This window comes from Nitrospirillum goiasense, from assembly GCF_034427435.1.
Classification (GTDB): domain Bacteria; phylum Pseudomonadota; class Alphaproteobacteria; order Azospirillales; family Azospirillaceae; genus Nitrospirillum.
On record NZ_JAXQNP010000001.1, the window covers coordinates 249,626 to 269,274 of the forward strand.

General features: G+C 66.8%; 12 protein-coding genes. 6 read left to right on the forward strand and 6 right to left on the reverse strand.

Annotation, left to right across the window (positions count from 1 at the left end):
- Positions 1-50: 50 nt before the first annotated feature.
- The 6 genes from ULB03_RS01060 to ULB03_RS01085 all read right to left on the reverse strand — a co-directional run bounded on the left by ULB03_RS01060 (position 51) and on the right by ULB03_RS01085 (position 6,234).
- Complete coding sequence (locus ULB03_RS01060) at positions 51-1,277, reverse strand: ROK family transcriptional regulator (RefSeq protein ID WP_322481468.1); 1,227 nt, start codon at positions 1,275-1,277, stop codon at positions 51-53.
- A gap of 117 nt (positions 1,278-1,394) precedes the next feature.
- Positions 1,395-2,567, reverse strand: coding sequence for an N-acetylglucosamine-6-phosphate deacetylase (gene nagA, locus ULB03_RS01065; protein ID WP_322481469.1), 1,173 nt, complete (start codon positions 2,565-2,567; stop codon positions 1,395-1,397).
- A gap of 1 nt (position 2,568) precedes the next feature.
- Positions 2,569-3,600 (reverse strand): SIS domain-containing protein, encoded by a 1,032-nt coding sequence (locus ULB03_RS01070; RefSeq protein ID WP_322481470.1) that lies wholly within the window; start codon positions 3,598-3,600, stop codon positions 2,569-2,571.
- Positions 3,597-4,511: a glucosamine kinase nucleotide-binding domain-containing protein gene (locus ULB03_RS01075; RefSeq protein WP_322481471.1), complete on the reverse strand. Its 915-nt coding sequence runs from the start codon at positions 4,509-4,511 to the stop codon at positions 3,597-3,599. Before ULB03_RS01075 ends, ULB03_RS01070 begins: the two co-directional genes overlap by 4 nt.
- Before the next feature lie 26 nt (positions 4,512-4,537).
- Complete coding sequence (locus tag ULB03_RS01080; RefSeq protein WP_322481472.1) at positions 4,538-5,842, reverse strand: sugar MFS transporter; 1,305 nt, start codon at positions 5,840-5,842, stop codon at positions 4,538-4,540.
- An 11-nt stretch (positions 5,843-5,853) separates the two neighbouring features.
- On the reverse strand, positions 5,854-6,234 hold the full coding sequence (locus ULB03_RS01085) for a hypothetical protein (RefSeq protein WP_322481473.1): 381 nt from the start codon (positions 6,232-6,234) through the stop codon (positions 5,854-5,856).
- On the opposite strand from ULB03_RS01085, the gene ULB03_RS01090 reads away from it, so the two are divergent.
- From ULB03_RS01090 to ULB03_RS01115, 6 genes are all read left to right on the forward strand, one after another.
- Positions 6,221-8,773 carry a TonB-dependent receptor gene (locus ULB03_RS01090; protein WP_322481721.1) on the forward strand — a complete coding sequence of 851 codons (2,553 nt, stop codon included), beginning with the start codon at positions 6,221-6,223 and terminating at the stop codon, positions 8,771-8,773. The two genes, ULB03_RS01085 and ULB03_RS01090, sit on opposite strands and share 14 nt — an antisense overlap.
- Positions 8,774-9,124: 351 nt before the next feature.
- Positions 9,125-10,798, forward strand: coding sequence for an alpha-L-fucosidase (locus ULB03_RS01095; RefSeq protein WP_322481474.1), 1,674 nt, complete (start codon positions 9,125-9,127; stop codon positions 10,796-10,798).
- A 45-nt stretch (positions 10,799-10,843) separates the two neighbouring features.
- Entirely contained in the window at positions 10,844-11,920 is a 1,077-nt protein-coding gene (locus tag ULB03_RS01100) for a glycosyl hydrolase family 18 protein (protein WP_322481475.1), read from the forward strand.
- 13 nt (positions 11,921-11,933) lie between these two features.
- The gene (locus ULB03_RS01105) at positions 11,934-14,291 is read left to right on the forward strand and encodes a beta-N-acetylhexosaminidase (RefSeq protein WP_416210974.1); all 2,358 of its coding nucleotides are present in this window, start codon (positions 11,934-11,936) and stop codon (positions 14,289-14,291) included.
- A 217-nt stretch (positions 14,292-14,508) separates the two neighbouring features.
- On the forward strand, positions 14,509-16,977 hold the full coding sequence (locus ULB03_RS01110) for a beta-mannosidase (RefSeq protein ID WP_322481477.1): 2,469 nt from the start codon (positions 14,509-14,511) through the stop codon (positions 16,975-16,977).
- The gene (locus ULB03_RS01115) at positions 16,974-19,610 is read left to right on the forward strand and encodes a glycoside hydrolase family 3 protein (RefSeq protein WP_322481478.1); all 2,637 of its coding nucleotides are present in this window, start codon (positions 16,974-16,976) and stop codon (positions 19,608-19,610) included. Before ULB03_RS01110 ends, ULB03_RS01115 begins: the two co-directional genes overlap by 4 nt.
- Positions 19,611-19,649 lie beyond the last annotated feature (39 nt).

Sequence of the window (19,649 nt, forward strand, 5' to 3'; positions counted from 1 at the left end):
GTTGAAAGAACCATACCCATTAGAAAGGCAAAATTAAATAATTAATGCCGTCATTCGGTCGCCGTTTTCATAAGAGTTGTCCGACTGGGCAAAAGGCGGTCGTTGAAGGGCAGCAAGGCCGCCCCCACGGCGGGGGCGTCGGTGGCCGTGGCGGCCCGATGGACGGGAACGATGACGGGGATGACACCGGAATGCGCCCGCAACCGATCGTTGATCATCGCCGCCAGGCGGTCGATCAGGGGGGCCGGCAGGCGTCCGCCGAAAAACACCGCCTCCGGGTTCACCAGGCAACTGACGGCAACGATGGGCGTCGTCAGCAACTCGGCTGCCAAATCCAACCAGTCGGCCAGCAGCTGTTGGCCGACATCGTCCAATTCCAATAATTGTTCCGGCCGGCTGACGATGCTGCCCCGGGCGGCGAGGAAGGCGAACAGCGCCGACAGCGAAACCGCCTCTTCCAGGGTGCGGGCCTGGGTCCGGGGGGAGACGATGGGCAGAAAGCCCAATTCGCCGCTGCGCCCCTGGGCGCCCCGGAAGTAATGGCCATCGATGACCATGCCGCCACCCAGGCCCTGGTTGATCAGGACATAGAAAAAGCTGGGATCGCGCAGGCCATAGCCGAACTGCAACTCGCCCAAGGCGGCGGCGGCGGCATCGTTTTCCACGAAAACCGGCAGCGGCGTGACCGCTGTGAACAGGCCGGCGATGTCCGTCGTGCTCCAGGCCTCGAAACTCTTGGGCCGATTGGGCAGGTTCACCCGGCCCAAGTCATCGGGTAGGGCCACGCCAATGCCGATGATGCGGCTGAGGGGGAAAGCCTGGGTCCGCGTCAACGTCTCCATCTGCGCCCTGAAGAAGGCGCTGACCGCCTCCGGCAGGGGGAAGCACGCTTCCAGGACGGCCCGGTGGCGCACCTGGCCCAGCAGGTCCAGGACCACCAGGGTGACGTTGTCGCGGTCCACGTTCACGCCGATGGCGAAGCAGCCGTCCGGATTGATCGCCAGGCGCATGGCCGGCTGCCCCCGGGTGCCCTGCATGCGGCCCACTTCCAGGATCAGGCCGTCATTCAGCAACCGTCGGGTGATGTTCGCGATGGCCGGTGGGGTCAGCCCCGTCAGCCGGCCAAGGTCAGCCCGCGTGAGCGGCCCGCTGACGCGAATCGCCTGCAGCATCACCCTCTGGTTGTGGTCGCCGGCCCGTTCCAGATTCGTGCCGGAAAGGCTCGCGCCCAGGGTGGGGTGAAGGTCTGGAGATGGGGGGCTGAGGGGCGGCTGCATCCGGCCGTGTTCCCTTTTTCAAATTAATTGTTTATTCGTTCCTATGATGAGACACCGCTGTCATAGACACAATGACGCATTTGCGGGCGGGCAAAGAAAATTGGCCAGACAGTTGCATCAGGCCGAAGTCATGCCTCCATCGCGCTGGCCCGCCACCCAGGTGTCCAAGACCTGCTGGTCCGCGTCCAACAGCACCAGGTCGGCCTGGAAACCAGCGGCCAGCTGACCCAAGCGACCGTCCAGCCCAAGGAAGCGCGCCGGGTACAGCGAGGCCATGCGCAAGGCCTCTTCCAGATCCAGACCCAGCAGGCTCATGGCGTTGCGCACCGCCTGGGCCATGTCGATATCGGCCCCGGCCAGCACGCCGTCATCCGTGACCAGGCGGCCGTCGCGGCGGTGGATGCGGTCGCCGTACAGGGTGAAGCTGCTGGCGTCCGTGCCGGTCGGCGGCATGGCATCGGTGACCAGCATCATCTTGCCCCGCGGCTTGACGGCCAGGGCCAGGGCCAGCAGGTCGGGATGGACATGGATGCCATCGACGATCAGGCCGCACCAGGCGTCCTTGGCCGTCATCGCCGCCAGGGCGATGCCGGGCGACCGATTGTTGATGGGCGGCATGGCGTTGAACAGGTGCGTGAAGCCGCGCAGGCCGGCCCGCAGCGCCGCCTGCGTCCGCTCATGGCTGGCGGCCGAATGCCCGCCGGCCACCACCACGCCCGCCCGCACCAGGCGGGCGATGTCCGCATCCTCCACCTGTTCCGGCGCCAAGGTCAGCAGCACCCGGCCCAGGTCCCCGAATTGCCGGGGCAGGGCGCACAGCCGGTCCAGATCCACCCCGTTCGGGCGGCGGATATGGCTTTCCTTATGAACACCGCGCCGGGCCGCACTCAGGAAAGGACCTTCCAGGTGAACGCCGATGATGCCGCTACCGGGCACGGTGGCCGCTTCGGCGGCGGCCTCCGCGGCGGCCATCATGGTGTTGAGGTCGTCGGTGATGACGGTCGGCAGCAGCGCCGTGGTGCCAAAGCGCCGGTGCGCCGTGGCGATGGCCAGGGCGCCGGCGACGGTGGGCGTGTCATTGAACAGCACGCCGCCGCCGCCGTTGACCTGCGTGTCGATGAAGCCCGGGGCCAGCAGGCTGCCTTCCGGCAGGGTGACCCGGGCGGCCCCCGCCACGGTGGCGACGGCGGGCACGATGTCCAGGATGTCGGGGCCGTCCAGCAGCAGGGCGTGACCGTCCAGCAGCACGTCCCCGGTGAACAGGCGGGCCCCCGTCAGAAGTTGGCGCATGTCAGACGGTCTCCGTCACCTTGGCCAGATTGGGCGGCACATCGGGGTTTAGGCCGCGCCCGGTGGCGATGCGGTGGATGCCCATGTAGAAGCTCTGCACCGAGGCCAGCGGGGCCAGTTCCGCCGGGATGCCGGGCACCGTCGGCAGCGGCACCACGCCGGGAACGTCGGTGGCGGTCGAGAGCACGGTGGCGCCCAGGCCCACCATGCGGCGGATGGCGTCCAGCGTCGGCGGCAGGGTGGCGTCATCCTGCGTCAGCGCCAGCACCGGGAAGTCCGGCCCCACCAGGGCCAGGGGACCGTGGATGACCTCCGCAGCGCTGAACGCGTCAGCGTGCAGACGGCTGGTCTCCTTGCATTTCAGGGCCATTTCCTGGGCCGCCGCAGCGCCCAGGCCACGGCCGATGATGTACAGGCCGCGCACCGCCGCCAGGTGCGACAGCCCGGGATACCAGTCCAGCGCCGCCGCCTTTTCCATCCATTCGGGCGCGCTAGCCACCGCGGCCAGCAGGGCCGGATCCGCCTGCCAATGGGCCACCATCTGCAGGAAGGCGAACAGCGAGGTCAGATAGGACTTGGTGGCCGCGACGCTTTTTTCCGGACCCGCGCACAGCGGGATGGCCACGTCCGCCATCTGGAACAGCGGCGACGTCTCATCGTTCACGAAGGCGACCGTCAGCGCCCCGCCGGCTTTCGCCGTTTCGGTCAGGCGCAGCAGGTCGGGGCTGCGCCCCGACTGCGACACCGCGACGTACAGCGAGTCCTTCAGGTGCAGGGGGGTCTGGTACAGCGACACCACCGACGGACCGATGGAGGCGACGGGCAGACCCAGCCGGGTTTCGATCAGATATTTGCCATAGGTGGCGGCGTGATCGCTGCTGCCCCGCGCGCCGGTGACGACGAAGCGCGGCGCCAGGCGGCGCAGGCGGTCGCCCAGTTCCTGGAACAGGGGCGCGCAGCGCTCAATCTGACGGCGCATCGCATCGGGGGTTTCCGCGGCCTCACGGGCCATCAGGGGGGTGGTCGTGCTCATGGCAGGGCGCTCTTGGCGATTGGGCGTTGGGTTATGTCGCGGGGGGCGATTTGGCGGGCCATCAGCAGGGCGCCCTCCAACGCGTCGCCCTCCGGCTCGACCAGCAGGGACCGGGCCCAGGGGCTGAGCCACGGGGTGAGGGGGGCGGACAGCCCGCCCATCAGGCACAGATTGGGCGCACCCAGGGCGTGCAGGTGGCGGATGTAGGTCTCCAGCTCCTTGGCAGCACCCGAGATGATGGAGCAGGCGACGGCGTCGCCCTTGGCGGCATGGGCCAGGACGTCGGGCGCCAGGCGACCATAGTCGGCGGGGCCCGCGTCGTTCACCCAGCCCACGACGGCGGCCGGCGTGCCGCCCAGGCGGTCGCGGATTTGCCGGGTAAGGCCGGTTTCCGGTGCCAGATTGTCATGCGCCCGCAGGGCCAGGCGGATGGCCTCCCGCCCGATGCTGGCGCCGCTGCCCTCATCGGACACCTCGAAGCCCCAGCCACCGACGGCATGGCCGCGGCCGCCGATCAGGGCATAGCCGGCGCTGCCGGTGCCGGCGATCAGAATGGCGCCGTCCCGGCCGGAGAAGGCGCCCAAGCAGGCGGCATGGGCATCGGTCTCGGCGGCAAGGCTGGCGAACGCCGGGCCGGCGGTCCGGGTCCGGATGCTGTCCGTCGGCGTCACGATGCCGGCCAACCCCAGGCCGACATGCAGCCGGGGGAAGATGCTGGCGTTCAGCCCGGCCTGGGCCAGGGCCGCGTGTGTGGCCTCGAGGATGCTGGACCAGGCGCGGTCCAGCCCCAGCCGGATGTTCGCGGGGCCGCCCAGGCCCTCGCCCAGCAAGGTGCCGTCGGCGGCGCGCAGGCGGGCGCGGCACTTGGTGCCGCCGCCATCGACGCCTAGAAAGTAGCGATCGGGTGTCATGAGCATTTTCAGAAATGAGCGAGGGATCAGGCGAGGGAAGGGACCTCGGCGACGGCCTTGCGGCCGACGCGGTGGCCGTAAAGCGCGTAGAACAGGATGTAGAGGTAGGCCGGCGCCATCAGCGCCAGGAACACGGCCTGGAAGGGATAGTGCTGCTTCAGTTGCACGAACAGCTGGGGCAGGACGGCGCCGCCGGCGATACCCATGATCATCAAGGCCGACCCGACCTCGGTCCGCCCACCCAGGCCGCGGATGCCCAGGGGGAAGATGGCGGGCCACATCATGGCGTTGGCGAAGCCCAACGCCGCCACGCACCCGACCGAGACATACCCGCTGGTGGCGAAGGCGGCGACGGTCAGGATCACGCCCAGGATGGCCGACAGGGCCAGATAGCGCTCCTGCGACAGAACCTTGGGAATGAGCAGCAAGCCCCCCAGGTATCCCGCCAGCATGGCCGCCAGGGTGAAGGAGGTGAAGAACTTGGTCTCATCCAGCGGCAGGTCGAAGCCATGACCGTAGGTGCCGATGGCGTCACCGGCCATAACCTCGACGCCGACATAAAGGAAAAGGCAAAGAACACCCAGCCAGAGGTGCGGCGCGCGGGAGAGGGCGGGGGCGGCATCGCCGGCCGAGTCGTCGGCGCTGACATTGGCCTCCGCCGAAACCTCGGGCAGGGACGAGCGGATGACCCAGACCGCCAGCAGGGCCAGCAGCGCCGCCATGACCAAGTAGGGCATGTGTATCTTCGCGGCGAAGGCGGACAGCAGCACTTCCCGCGCTTCCGGCGTGGGCGCCGCCTTGACCTGCTGGTCCAGGGTGTCGATGCCGCTCAGCACCAGCGCGCCGATGACGATCGGCGCCAGCATGCCGGCGACCTTGTTGCAGATGCCCATGACGGCGATGCGCTGGGCGGCGCTGTCGATGGGGCCCAGGATGCTGATGTAGGGATTGGCGGCCGTCTGCAGCAGCGACAAGCCGGCGCCGATGACGAACAGCCCCGTCAACGCCCCCGGATAGACCCGAATCGTCGCGCACTCGCCAAAAATGACGGCGCCGATGGCCATGACGAACAAGCCGAAGCCCATGCCCTTCTTCATGCCCGTCCGCCGCAAGACCCAGGAGGAGGGCAGGGACAGGAAGAAGTAGGACAGATAGAACACCATGGGGATCAGGAAGGCGTTCACGTCATCCAGATTGAACGCCAGCTTCACAAAGGTGATCAGCGGTCCATTCAGCCAAGTGACGAAACCGAAAATGAAGAACAGGACGCCGATAACCACCATGGAGGCGCGATTCTGGTTCGGTGAGGGGGGCGGTTTCACAAAGGCCATGGGCGCCATCCTTAATCGGTGATCAGGGTCTGGGATCGTGAAGGAACATCTTGGGGCAGAGCCGCGGCGGAATTGGGTGGAAATGGCCATCCGCCAGCCCTGGGCAGGTTCAGCGGTCCCGTCCGCATCCTGCCGGATTTCCTCGCTTCCGCCATCACCCGTTGCCTTATAATCACGCCAAAAGGCGATTTATGAAAGCAAATTAAAAAAAAATTGACGACGGGGAGGCTGTGCGGCACTTTGGTTACGGTAACAACGCCTCCAGTATTGCCGATACGGAGCGAAGCGATATTCAAGAGATCGGCAGGATCTACAAGAATAAAGCACAGCAGGGGAAACCATATCATGGGAATTAAGAAATACGCCTTGGTGACCACCATGCTGATGAGCATGGGGACGGGATCGTTCATAGCAGCGCAGGCCTATGCGGCCGACGCCAATCCTGACGATGAGCTGCAAGAGATCGTCGTCACCAGTATTCGCAAGAGTCTTGAGCGCTCCATCGAGGTGAAGCGCCAGGCGAATGCTATCGTCGACGTCATCTCCGCTGAAGGCGTGGGCAAGTTCCCCGACACCAACGTCGCGGAATCGCTGTCCCACCTGCCCGGCATCAGTGTTGACCATCAGTTTGGCGAAGGTGAAAAGATCAGCATCCTGGGCACCGACCCGGCGCTGAACCGCATCCTGGTCGACGGCCAGACCATCGCTTCGGCCGACTGGGGTGGGAACCCCAACGACCCGAACAGCCGCACGTTCAACTACAGCCTGCTGTCGCCCGAAATCATCGACCAGGCCGAGGTGCATAAGTCGACGGAGGCCTACCTCGACGAAGGCAGCCTGGGCGGCACCGTCATCATCCGCACGCGCAAGCCGCTGGACCTGGATGCCAACACCCTGCGCGCCTCGGTTGGCTACTCGTACAACACGCGGTCTGAGCAGGGAAACCCGCGCGGTTCCCTGCTGTATAGCTGGAAGAACCCGGCCAATAACTTCGGTGTGATGGTCGCTGGCACGTACGACAAGGAAGACTTGTCGCGCGCCGGTATCGAATTCTTCGGCTACCAGAAAGGTAGCACCATCACCTCCAACCCGACGGTGACGGGCAACGGCAGCTTGGCCACCGCGACCTTCCCGGCCGGCATCAACGCAGCCTATTTCAAGCAGACCCGTGAACGCGAGGGCCTGCAGGGCGCGATCCAGTATCAGCCGACCGACACCATAGACCTGAACCTGTCGGGTCTGTTCATTCACGGCAACTATAACAACTTTAGTCAGTCACGGTTCATCTTCCCGGCGGCGAGCACCGGCCTGTTCCAGTCCGCCACGGTGAACAACAGCTTGATCACCAGCGCTACTCTGGGCAATGGCGCCTACACCGAGCTGGACACAAACTACCGTGAGACCTCGGTGCAGACAGCCCGTGTCAACTTGGCCGGCACCTGGACGCCGACCAAGGACTGGAAGGTTTATACCGACGTCGGCTACACTCGTGCCTTCGGTGGTAAGGACCCGGAATACCTGCTGTCGTTCTATTCGTCCACGCCGTACAGCTTCTCTTACGATGGTACGCACACCAGTGTGACCTCCGCGGACGGAACGGCGTCCATGGACAACATGGCGACCAAAGGAACTGGCCAGGTCGGCGGCATTGGCGCCCAGTTGAATGCCGACTCCGAGGCTTACGGCCAGATGGACGTGACCCACGACATCAACTGGGGCCCCATCACCACCGTCCAGGCTGGTGTCAAGTACACCGACCACATGAACACGGTCCGCGCCTACAGCAGCAAAACCTTCTCCAATGGCAGCACGACCTTGGCCCAGTTGGGTGGTTCCCAGGTCCCGAGCAACCTGTTTGATGGCCTGAACGCTTCCGGTGACTGGCTGCACTTCTACACCATTAGCCAGGACGCGGTGATCAAATACCTGGATGGGCTGAATACCGTCTACGCTCCGGACTATAGTTCCGAGTACAAGGTGACGGAAAAGAACAGTGCGGCCTATACGCAGGTTAATTTCGCTGGCGACAAGTATCGGGGCAATGTTGGTGTCCGTTACGTCCACACCGCTGACGACATCAAGTATTGGAACTCGCCCGATAACGGCGCCACATATGACGGTGTGACCCAGACCAGCCGGTATGGCCGGTTCCTGCCCAGCTTTAACTTCGCCTACGACGTGTCTGACGACGTCATCGTGCGCGCTGGTGCGGCCAAGGTGATCGCCCGTCCCCGCTATGCCGATATGGCCGGCGCCTTCTCCAAGGACGATACCCAGCATAACGCCAGTGGCGGCAACCCCAACCTGAAGCCCTACGAGTCCAATAACTACGACGTTTCGGCCGAGTGGTACTTCAACAAGGACTCGCTGGTTTCGGGTGAGTTCTTCTTCCGGCAGATTTCGTCCTACATCGTTAACACGGCGGTCGACATGGTGTTGCCGGACACCACTCATGGTGGCACGGCGGTTTACAGCGTCTCGACGCCAGTAAACTACTCCGATGCCAACGTGAAGGGCTTCTCGGCGATGTATCAGACGAACATCGCCTACGGCTTCGGCGTGCAGACCAACTACACCTACTCGATCGCCGACACCGGCACTGCCAACATCAACATGCCGTACCTGTCGCGGCACACCATCAACTTCATCCCGTACTACGAAGAGGGTCCGATCCAGGCTCGCGTCAGCCTGGGCTGGCGTTCGCCGTACTTCACCAGCATCGGCCGCCTGGACTCGCGCAACATGGTTGACTCCTACCTTCAGTTGGATTTCTCAACCACGTACAGCATCAATGAGCAGATGCAGGTCACCTTTAACGCCAGCAACCTGCTCGATGAGATGTACTACTCGTACAACAACACCAAGTCGGCGCCGATCGGCTACTACCGTAACGGCAGCGTTTACTCGATCAACATGTCCTACAAGATGTAAGCCTTCCTCCCCCTGGGCCGCCGCCCGTGCTTTGGTGGCGGCCCATTCTTTTTTAAATTAAAGAAAATACCTGGCAGAATAGCCTGTGGACGGTTGTCCACGACAGGCATGGGTCCGTCTCTATCCCCGCACTCTGGCGGGGCCAACGGCAGGGGAGCCTGAGGTCATGGGATTAGGAACAAGGGCTGGCATGACCGACGGCCGTCCATTCCCCTCCTTCCCCTTGATGGTCTACAGTGGCCCGGCGGCCGGGGCGCAAGGCCGGCGGCCGTGCACCCTGGACCGCGCCCGCCCCTGTGGCTGAGCGGCGTGCCGCTTTCATCCGACAAAATTCAAAACCGGAGGCAAAACATGACCCGCCCCTCTTCCCGACGCCTGATCCATACGCGGATCAGGGCCGGCCTGCTGGCGGCGGCGTTGGCCCTGCCACCGGTCACCGCGGCCCTCGCGGCGGCGCCGCAGCCGGCGACTGCCCCCACCGCCTCCCTGTCCCCGGCGCAGATCGACGCGCAGTGGGAAAAGCGCGGCGCCAAGCATGTGTCGGATATCGCCGCGGAACTGAAGCAGGTGGACGAGGGCGACGCGCAGGGGCCCTTCCGTCCCGACTGGGCCTCGCTGAAGGCCTATCAGGTGCCGCAATGGTATGCCGACGCCAAGTTCGGCATCTTCATCCATTGGGGGCTCTATTCCGTTCCCGCCTTTGGCAGCGAGTGGTATTCGCGCCTCATGTACACCAAGGGCACCAAGGAATACGAACACCACATCAAGACGTTCGGGCCCCAGGACAAGTTCGGCTACAAGGACTTCATCCCCCTGTTCAAGGCGGAGAAATACGATCCCCGCGCCTGGGCCAGCCTGTTCCGCGCGGCGGGTGCCCAATATGTGGTGCCGGTGGCGGAGCATCACGACGGCTTCGCCCTGTACGATACCAAGCTGTCGGACTGGTCGTCCGTGCGCATGGGACCCAAGCGCGACCTGATCGGCGAACTGGCGCGGGCGGTGCGGGCCCAGGGCCTGCACCTGGGCCTGTCGTCCCACCGGGCGGAGCATGACTGGTTCTTCGACGAGGGGCGCAAGATCCCGTCGGACGTCAACGATCCGCGCTACGCTGACTTCTACGGCCCGGCCCAACTGCGCGTGAAGGAGAAGGGCACGGACGATGCCGATGTGTTCGGTGACTTCACCCCGGTATCGCAGGCCTGGCTCAGCAATTGGCTGGCCCGATCGGCGGAGTTGGTGGACCTCTATCACCCCGACCTGATCTACTTCGACTGGTGGATCAGCCACCCGGCGTTCCGCAGCACATTGCCGAAATTCCTGGCCTATTACTACAACGCCCAGGCCAAGCTGGGCGGCTCCGCCATCGTCAATTACAAGATCGGCGCCTTCCCCGAGGGCGCCGGCGTGCTGGACATTGAGCGCGGGCAGTTGCCCGGCATCCAGCCGCGCGTGTGGCAGACCTGCACGTCCATCAGCAACGACAGCTGGGGCTATGTCGAGAACGACACCTACAAGTCGCCGCAGGCGCTGATCCACCTGCTGGCCGACGTCGTGTCCAAGAACGGCAACCTGCTGCTGAACATCGGGCCCCGGGCCGACGGCAGCATCCCCCAGGGGGCGCAGGACACGCTGATGGCCATGGGCGCCTGGCTGAAGGTGAACGGGGAGGCCATCTATGGCACCCGTCCGTGGCGCCAGTTCGGTGAAGGCCCCACCGAGGTGGCCAGCGGCTCTTTCCAGGAAACCAAGACCAAGCCCTACACGGCGCAGGACTTCCGCTTCACCACCAAGGGCGGGACGCTCTACGCCATCGAGCTGGGCTGGCCGGCGGAGGGCGAGGTGGTGATCCACAGCCTGAAGGCGGAGGACGCGGTGAAAGCCGTGACCCTGCTGGGCGCCCAGGGCGGCACCCCCGTGAACGTCCGCCAGGAGGCCGACGGCCTGCACCTGACGCTGCCCAAGCGCCCCGACGAGGGCGGGGAGGGCGCCGTCGCCGCCTACGTTTACCGCATCGAGATGCACTGAGCGGGTTCGGCCAAAGGCCGCCCTCAAGCCGATCAAGGAGATTTCATGAAACGTCTGTTGGGAACGCTGGCCGTCGGCCTATCCATGATGGCCATGGCCTGCACGTCTTCCGTCGCGCTCGCCGCCGGGGCCAAGGCGCCCACGGCGCTGTTCTATATGATGGAAACCCAGAAATCGATTAACTCGTTCGAGCAGCACATCGACAAGATCGACCTGCTGGTTCCCACCTGGTACGGCGTCGACCAGAACGGCCTGGTGTATGGCCAGCCCAACCCCTATGTGCTGAAGCTGGCGCACGAGAACAAGGTGCCGGTGATGCCCATCATTTCGCCGGTGGACAAGCAGAAGTTCCATGAGCTGATCACCAGCGAACCGGCCAAGAAGGCCATGATCGCCTCGCTGTTGCAGCAGGCCAAGGAACACGGCCTGATCGGCTATCAGTTCGACTTCGAGAATATCGCCTGGACCGACCGCGACGCCTTCACCCTGCTGATCAAGCAGACGGCGACCGCCCTGCACGGCGCCGGCCTGAAGCTGTCCATCGCCGTGGTGCCCAACGCGCCGGGCCACGCCGGCCGCGGCCCCTTCTCCAAGTGGATGTGGGAATTCTGGCGCGGCGCCTTCGACTACAAGGCCATCGGCGACGCCGTCGACCTGTTCTGCCTGATGACCTATGACGAGCACACCCGTTGGACCGTGCCCGGCCCGGTCGCCGGCATGCCCTGGGTGATGGAGCACCTGAAGTACGCCCTACAGTTCATTCCCAAGGAAAAACTGTCGCTGGGCATCCCGCTCTATGGCTACCGCTGGTACACCGACAATCCGGTGAAGCCGGACGGGACCGAGGCCTCCAACATCGCCGGTGCCTATTTCGATGCCGACGAGTCCATCCCGCAGGCCAAGCAGTACGGCGCGCAGATCCAGTGGGATCCGGTGGAGCACGAGGCGTTCTACTACTTCTACCGCGACCAGATGCGGGAATGGGTGTTCATGCCCGAAGCCCGCAGCTTCCACGATCGCTACGCCCTGGTGAAGGAATACGGCCTGGAAGGCTTCTGCTCCTGGGTCCTGGGGTCGGAAGATCCCAAGGTCTGGGACGAGTTGCCCAAGTCGCAGCGCTGACGCACGAAAGGGGATGGGTGTGAGGGGACTGGGGAAGCGGACCGCGACGGCGGTCCTGGCCATGGCCTTGGGTGTCGCTGTGGGCGCCCAAGGGCGCGCGCCCTTGGCGGCATCCGCCGCGGAGGCGGCACCGCCGCCCTTGATCCCCCTCGCGGCCCAGGTCACGCCGGGCCAGGGCATCTTCACCTTGTCGGCGGGAGCGGTCATCGCCGTGCCCACCGGCGACGCCCAGGCCCGGTTCGCTGCCACCCAACTGGCCGATCAGGTCCGCCGCGTCCGCGGGCTGGACCTTATGGTGCGCGAGGGCCGGCAGGGGGCCGCCATCACCCTGGCCCTTCAGGCCGACGCGCCGGTGCCCCAGGCGGAAGGTTACGCCCTGGAGGTGACGCCCGGCGGCGCCCATGTCGTCGCCCGGGATGAGGCCGGCCTCTATTACGGTGCCATGTCCCTGGCCCAACTGTTGACGCCGGAGGCCGCCCCGGGGTCGGACCAGGGGCCGGTGACCATACCGGCGCAGGAAATCCGCGACTGGCCGCGCTTTCCCTGGCGCGGCATGATGCTGGACGTGGCCCGCCACTTCCAGCCGCTGGACAGCGTCAAGGCCTTGGTCGACCAGATGGCGGCGCACAAGCTGAACCGCCTGCATCTCCATCTCACCGACGATCAGGGCTGGCGGCTGGAAATCAGGCATTACCCGGAACTGACCAAGGTCGGCGCCTGGCGCACTCCTCCTAGTGTCGTCCCAGGACCGGTGGCCGCCCCCTATGGCGGGTTCTATACCCAGGACCAGATCCGCGACCTGGTCGCCTACGCCGCCGCCCGGCACGTCACCATCGTGCCCGAGATCGATATGCCCGGCCACGCCCAGGCGGTGATGGCCTCCTACCCCAAGATCGGCGTCACCGGCGTCCGGCCCGCCGTCGCGGTGGACTGGGGGGTGAACCCCTACCTGTTCAACGTCGATGAGCCCAGCTTCACCTTCATCCAGACCGTGCTGGACGAGGTGATGGCCCTGTTCCCGTCCACCTACGTCCATGTCGGCGGCGATGAGGCGCTGAAGGATGAGTGGAAGGCATCGCCCAAGGTCCAGGCGCGCATGCGCGCCTTGGGCCTGAAGGATGAGAACGCCCTGCAGACCTGGTTCATCGAACGGGTCGGCCAATATCTGGCGGCCCACGGCCGGCGCATGATCGGCTGGGACGAGATCCTGGAGGGCGGCATCCCCCCCACGGCCACCATCATGTCGTGGCGGGGCATCAAGGGGGCGGTGGACGCCGCGCGCATGGACCACGACGTGATCCTGTCGCCGGCCCCCACGCTATACCTGGACAGCCTGCAAAGCCGCCGCGATGACGAACCGGCGGGGCGCCTGGCCATCGTCACCCTGGCCGACATCTACGCATACGACGCCATGCCGGCGGAACTGAGCGCCGAGCAGGCCCATCATGTGCTGGGCGGCCAGGCCAACGTCTGGACCGAATATATGATGTCGCCGTGGCATGTGACCCACGCCGTCTATCCCCGCATGGACGCCCTGGCCGAAGGCCTGTGGTCCCCGAAGGACAAGCGCGACTGGCGGGGTTTCCTGGACCGGCTGCCGGCGCAGCTCGCCCGCTATCGCCATCTGGGCGTGGACGCCGCCGACAGCGCCTTCGCCGTCGACTTCACCGTGGAGGGCGGCGCCAACGCGGCGCTCGCCGCCGGCACGGCCACGGTGGCCCTGTCCAACCAGGCGGGTGTGGGCACCATCCGCTACACCACGGACGGCAGCACGCCGACCAGCGCCTCGACGCGCTACGAGGCGCCGCTGCACCTGACGCTGCCGGCCACCCTGAACGCCATGGTGTTCAGCGAGGCCGGCCAAGTACTGGCCGCCCCCCGCCGCTATGAGCTGACGGCCGAGGCGCTGCGCACCCGGCAAAGCGGCGAGCTTCAGGCCTGCCCGCAGGGGGAAATGGGCCTGCGCGTTCCGTTGACGCCGGACGCCACCACCAAGGGCCCCGTGTTCAACGTCAACCTGTTCGACGCCTGCTGGGTCTATCCCAAGGCCCGCCTGGACGGTGTCACCACCCTGACGGTGAACGCCGCCCGCCTGGCGCGCAACTATGGCCTGGCCCACGACGCGGTAAAGGTGCGCAGCCATCCCGCCACCACCCCCAACGGGGAACTGGTGGTCCACATGGACGGCTGCGACGGACCGGCCGCCGCGACGGTGCCGCTGCCGTCCCCGGCGACGGCCCCGCAACAGTTCCCCCTGACCGCCCACCTTCCCGCCACCACGGGAGAGCGTGACCTATGCCTGATGTACACGGCCCCTATCCAAGGTCCGCTATATGCCATAGGAAGCGTCAGCCTGCGGGCCGCCCCATGATTAAGCTGATGCCGTATCAGAGGAAATTCCCCATGTCCCGCGCCCTTCACCGCCCGCAGTCCCTGGCATTGGTCCTGGCATTGGCCCTGGCGGCGCCCGGCCTGGCGTCAGCGGCGGTGGTGACGCGCGACCTGGACCAGGGCTGGACCTTCCGTCTGGCGCCCCAGGATCCGGCGGCCAAGGCGCATGGGGGAAAACGCAGTGGCGGGCCGCCACCGTGCCAGGCGCGGTGCAGACCGACCTGCTGGCCCTGGGCCGTATCGGCGACCCGTTTTATCGCGACGCCGAGGCCGGCCTGCAATGGATCGGCTTGGCCGACTGGGACTATCGCACCACCCTGTCGGTGGATGAGGCGACGCTGCGCCACGACCACGTGGATCTGGTGTTCGAAGGGCTGGACACCTTCGCCGACGTCAGCCTGAACGGCAAACCGCTGTTGTCGGCCGACAACATGTTCCGCCGCTGGCGCATCCCGGTGAAGCAAGCCCTGCAACCCGGCGCCAACACCCTGTCGGTGGCGCTGCATTCCCCCATCGCCAAGCTGCAACCCTGGCTGCTGAAGCAGCCCTACGCCCTGCCGGGTGAGTTCGACAGCGCCTTTGGCGATGAACCTGCGGGCAAGCAGACGTCGAATTACGTCCGCAAGGCCAATTACCAGTACGGCTGGGACTGGGGCCCGCGCTACGTCACCCTGGGCATCTGGCGGCCGGTGCGGCTGGAGGCCTGGAACGGCCCCCGCCTGGCGGACTTCCACATCGCCCAGCAGCGGGTGGACTCCAGCGCCGCCACGGTGCGGGCGGAGTTCGAGATCACCGCCGATCACGCCGGCAGCGTACGCATCACCGTGACGCCCACGGCACCCGATGGCACGGCCCTTGCCGCCGTCACGCAGGACGTGACGCTGGACGCCGGGACCAACCAGGTCAGCCTGCCGCTGCGCATCGACCACCCGCACCTGTGGTATCCCGTGGGCTACGGCGCGCCCGACCTCTACACTTTCAAGGCGACCATCAGCGATGGCGCGGAGGTGGTGGCGACCACGGCGCGCCGCACCGGCCTGCGCCAGGTGGAACTGCGCCGCACGCCGGACCAGTGGGGCAAGAGCTTCGAGTTCGTGGTGAACGGCATCCCCGTTTTCGCCAAGGGCGCCAACCTCATCCCCATGGACAGCTTCCCCAGCCGGGTGCCGACGGAAACCGCCCGTGCCTTGCTGCAATCCGCCCGCGACGCCAACATGAACATGCTGCGCATGTGGGGCGGCGGCCACTACCAGGACGACGCCTTCTACGACCTGGCGGACGAGATGGGCATCATGGTGTGGCAGGACTTCATGTTCGGCGGCGCCATCACCCCCTATGACGTGGCCTTCCGCGAAAGCAGCCGGGCCGAGGCCGTGGACCAGGTGAAGCGCCTGCGTGACCACCCCAGCATCGTCCTGTGGTGCGGCAACAACGAGGTGCAGACCGGCTGGGAATCCTGGCCCGACCGCCAGACCTTCAAGGACAGCATCGCGCCGGCGGAGCGGGAACGCATCGTCACCGGCATGACCGTGCTGTTCGGCGACGTGCTGCGCGGCGTGGTCACCAAATATGCTGGCGGCGTGCCCTATTGGGCCAGCACCCCCAGCACCGACTTCGACGGCCCCGCCGATGTCATGGACGACGGTGACAAGCATTACTGGAAGGTTTGGTCCGGTTCCGCCCCGCTGGAGGATTACCTGGACACCACGCCGCGCTTCCAGTCCGAGTACGGCCTGCAATCCTTCCCCGTGATGCAGACCGTCCGGGCCTTCGCCAATGCCGAGGATCTGGCCAGCCCGAACTCGCCGGTCATGCGGGCGCACCAGAAGTTCGCCAATGGCAACGGCAATGACCGCCTGCTGTTCTACATCCGCAAATATTATGGCGAGCCCAAGGACTTCGCCGCCTTCGTCTACCTCAGCCAGGTGATGCAGGCGGAGGGTATCCAGATGGCGGCGGAGCACCTGCGCGCCTCCCGCCCGCACAGCATGGGCTCCCTTTACTGGCAGTTGAACGACGTCTGGCCGGGCGCCTCCTGGTCCAGCATCGATTATTTCGGCCGTTGGAAGGCGCTGCAGTTCCATGCCCGCCGCTTCTACGCCCCGCTGCTGGCAGCGGCCCAGCGTCACAACGGCAAGACCGAGATCCACCTGGTGTCGGATCTGACCGCGCCGCTGGCGGCGCAGTGGCGCCTGCGGGTCATGGACCTGGACGGCACCGTGCGGCAGGAGCGGACCACGCCGGTCACCCTGGCGCCGCTGTCCAGCACGGACGCCGGCACCTTCGAGGATGCCGCGCTGCTGAAGGGGGCCGATCCCGCCCGTACCGTCGCGGTGGTGGAACTGCTGCAGGGTAGCCAGCCGGTGTCGCGCGAGATCGTCTATTTCGCCGACGCCATCGACCTGGCCCTGACGGATCCGGGGCTGACCGCCGACCTGCAGCCCGCCGCCGACGGCTATACCCTGACGATCAAGGCGCAGCGCCTGGCCCGTGGCGTCTGGGTGGAATTCGGCGACCGGGACGCCAGCCTGTCGGACAACGCCTTCGACCTGTTGCCGGGGCAGACGGTGACGCTGGCCGTGCGCAGCACCGCCGACATCGCGGCCCTGCGCCAGGCGCTGTCCGTGCGCTCGCTGGCCGGCGCCACCAAGGGCCCCCGGTCGTGAGGGCGCGGTTCGCGCGCGGCCGCGCGGCCGCGTGGGGGCTGTTGCTGGCCTTGGCCCTGCCCACCGGCGCCTGGTCCCAAACCGGGCCCGGCCCATCCGATGCCGACGCCCTGGTCAACCACATGACCCTGGCGGAGAAGATCGGCCAGATCCAAAGTGCCGCCCCCGCCATACCGCGCCTGGGCGTGCCCGCCTATGAATGGTGGAACGAGGGGCTGCATGGCGTCGCCCGCGCCGGCTACGCCACCGTCTTCCCCCAGGCCATCGGCCTGGCCGCCACCTGGGATACCGACCTGCTGCGCCGGGTGGGCGACACCGTCTCCACCGAGGCGCGGGCCAAGTACAACGCCGCCGGCGCCAAGGCGGACCACGACCGGTACCAGGGCCTGACCATCTGGTCGCCCAACATCAACATCTTCCGCGATCCGCGCTGGGGCCGGGGGCAGGAGACGTACGGCGAAGACCCCTACCTGACGGGGCGCCTGGGCGTCGCCTTCATCCAGGGCATCCAGGGCCCGGATCCGGCCCATCCCAAGGCCATCGCCACCGCCAAGCATTTCGTCGTACACAGCGGGCCGGAAGCGGGCCGGCATTCCTTCGACATCGACGTGGCGCCCCATGATTTGGAGGCGACCTACCTGCCGGCCTTCCGCGCCGCGGTGACGGAAGGGCAGGTGGGCTCCGTCATGTGCGCCTACAACGCCCTGCATGGCACCCCCGTCTGCGCGGATCCGGAATTGCTGAACGGCCGGCTGCGCCGGGACTGGGGCTTCAAGGGCTATGTCGTGTCGGACTGCGACGCCGTGGACGACATGACGCGCTTCCACCATTACCGCGCCGACAATGCCGCGTCGGCGGCCGCCGCCGTGCTGGCGGGTACCGATCTCAACTGCGGCGGCGGCGGGCGTTACGCCTATGCCGACCTGGGCGCCGCCGTCAGCCAGGGCCTGGTGACGGAAGGGACGGTGGACCAGGCGGCCCGCCGCGTCATCGCCGCCCGCGCCCGGCTGGGCGCCTTCGCCGCCACCGATCCTTACGCCGACATCGGGGCGGAGCGCATCGACGACGTCAACGCCCGCGCCCTGGCGCTGGAGGCGGCGCGCAAATCCATTGTGCTGCTGAAGAACCGCAACAACGCCCTGCCATTGGCCCCCGGGACCAACCTGGCCGTGGTGGGCCCCAACGCCGACGCGTTGGGCGTGCTGGAGGCCAACTACCACGGCACCGCGGTGCAGGCCTACACGCCCCTGGCGGCGCTGCGCATGGCGCCCGGCCTCGGCACCATCCGCTACGCCCAGGGTTCCGCCCTGGCGGAAGGCGTGCCCGTGCTGGTGCCGGAAACGGCGCTGCGCACCGGGGCGGGCAGCGGGGCGGAAGCCGGCCTGACCGGTGACTACTTCGACAGCCTGGACTTCAGCGGCGAACCGCAGGTGACCCGCACCGACCGCACCATCGACTTTGACTGGGACAAGGTGCCGCCGGTGCCGGGGATGGACGCGCGGCGCTACGCCGTGCGCTGGACCGGTCTTTTGGTGCCGCCGGGCCCCGGCGACTACACCCTGGCTGTGCGCGTTGATCGCTGCTTCGATTGCCGGGGGCATGATCCCATCCGCCTGTACCTGGACGGCCGGCTGGTGCTGGACGACCCCGGCACCGGCAAGGACAGCGATCTGATGGTGCCCCTGCACGTCGAGGGCACCAGCCCCCATCGCCTGCGCCTGGAACTGGTGCATAGCGGCCAGGACCAGGGCGTGCGCCTGATGTGGCTGGCCCCGGCGGAGGTGCAGCGGGCGGAAGCCGTGGCCGCGACCAAGGGCGCCGGCGCCATCATCGCCTTCGTCGGCCTGTCGCCGGACGTGGAGGGCGAGGAACTGGGCATCGCCGTGCCAGGCTTCGACGGCGGCGACCGCACCGATATCGGCCTGCCCCTGCCGCAGCGCCAGTTGCTGGAGGCCTTGGCCGCGACGGGCAAGCCCGTGGTCGTGGTGCTGATGTCGGGCAGCGCCGTGGCGCTGACCTGGGCGCAGGAGCACGCCGACGCCATCCTGGCCGCCTGGTATCCGGGGGAGCGGGGTGGCCGCGCCATCGCCGAGACGCTGACGGGCAGCAACAACCCCTCCGGCCGCCTGCCGGTGACCTTCTACCGCTCCGTCCGCGACCTGCCGGCGTTCGTGGATTACGCCATGACAGGCCGCACCTATCGCTATTTCGAGGGGACGCCGCTGTATCCCTTCGGCTTTGGCCTCAGCTATACCCGCTTCGCCTACGACGATCTGGCCCTGTCCACGGCCGAGCTGACCGCCGGGCAGCCCTTGGCGGCCAGTGCGACGGTCAGGAACGTGGGCGATCATCCAGGCGACGAGGTGGTGCAGCTCTACATCACCCCACCGGCCGGGGCCCTGGCGCCGCGCCGCATGCTGGCCGGCTTCCAGCGCATCCATCTGGAACCGGGGGAAAGCAAGCGGGTGACGTTCGCGGTGCAGCCGCGCGACCTGAGCGGCGTGGACGCCGCCGGCAACCGCGCGGTGGAGGCGGGCCGCTATCAGGTCTTCGTCGGTGGCGGCCAGCCCGACTTCACCACCGGGCTGGAGAAATCGGTCGACATCCAGGGCCGCCAAGCCCTGCCCCAATAACGGGGCCAAAATGAACCGGGCGGAAATGAGGGAAGCGCG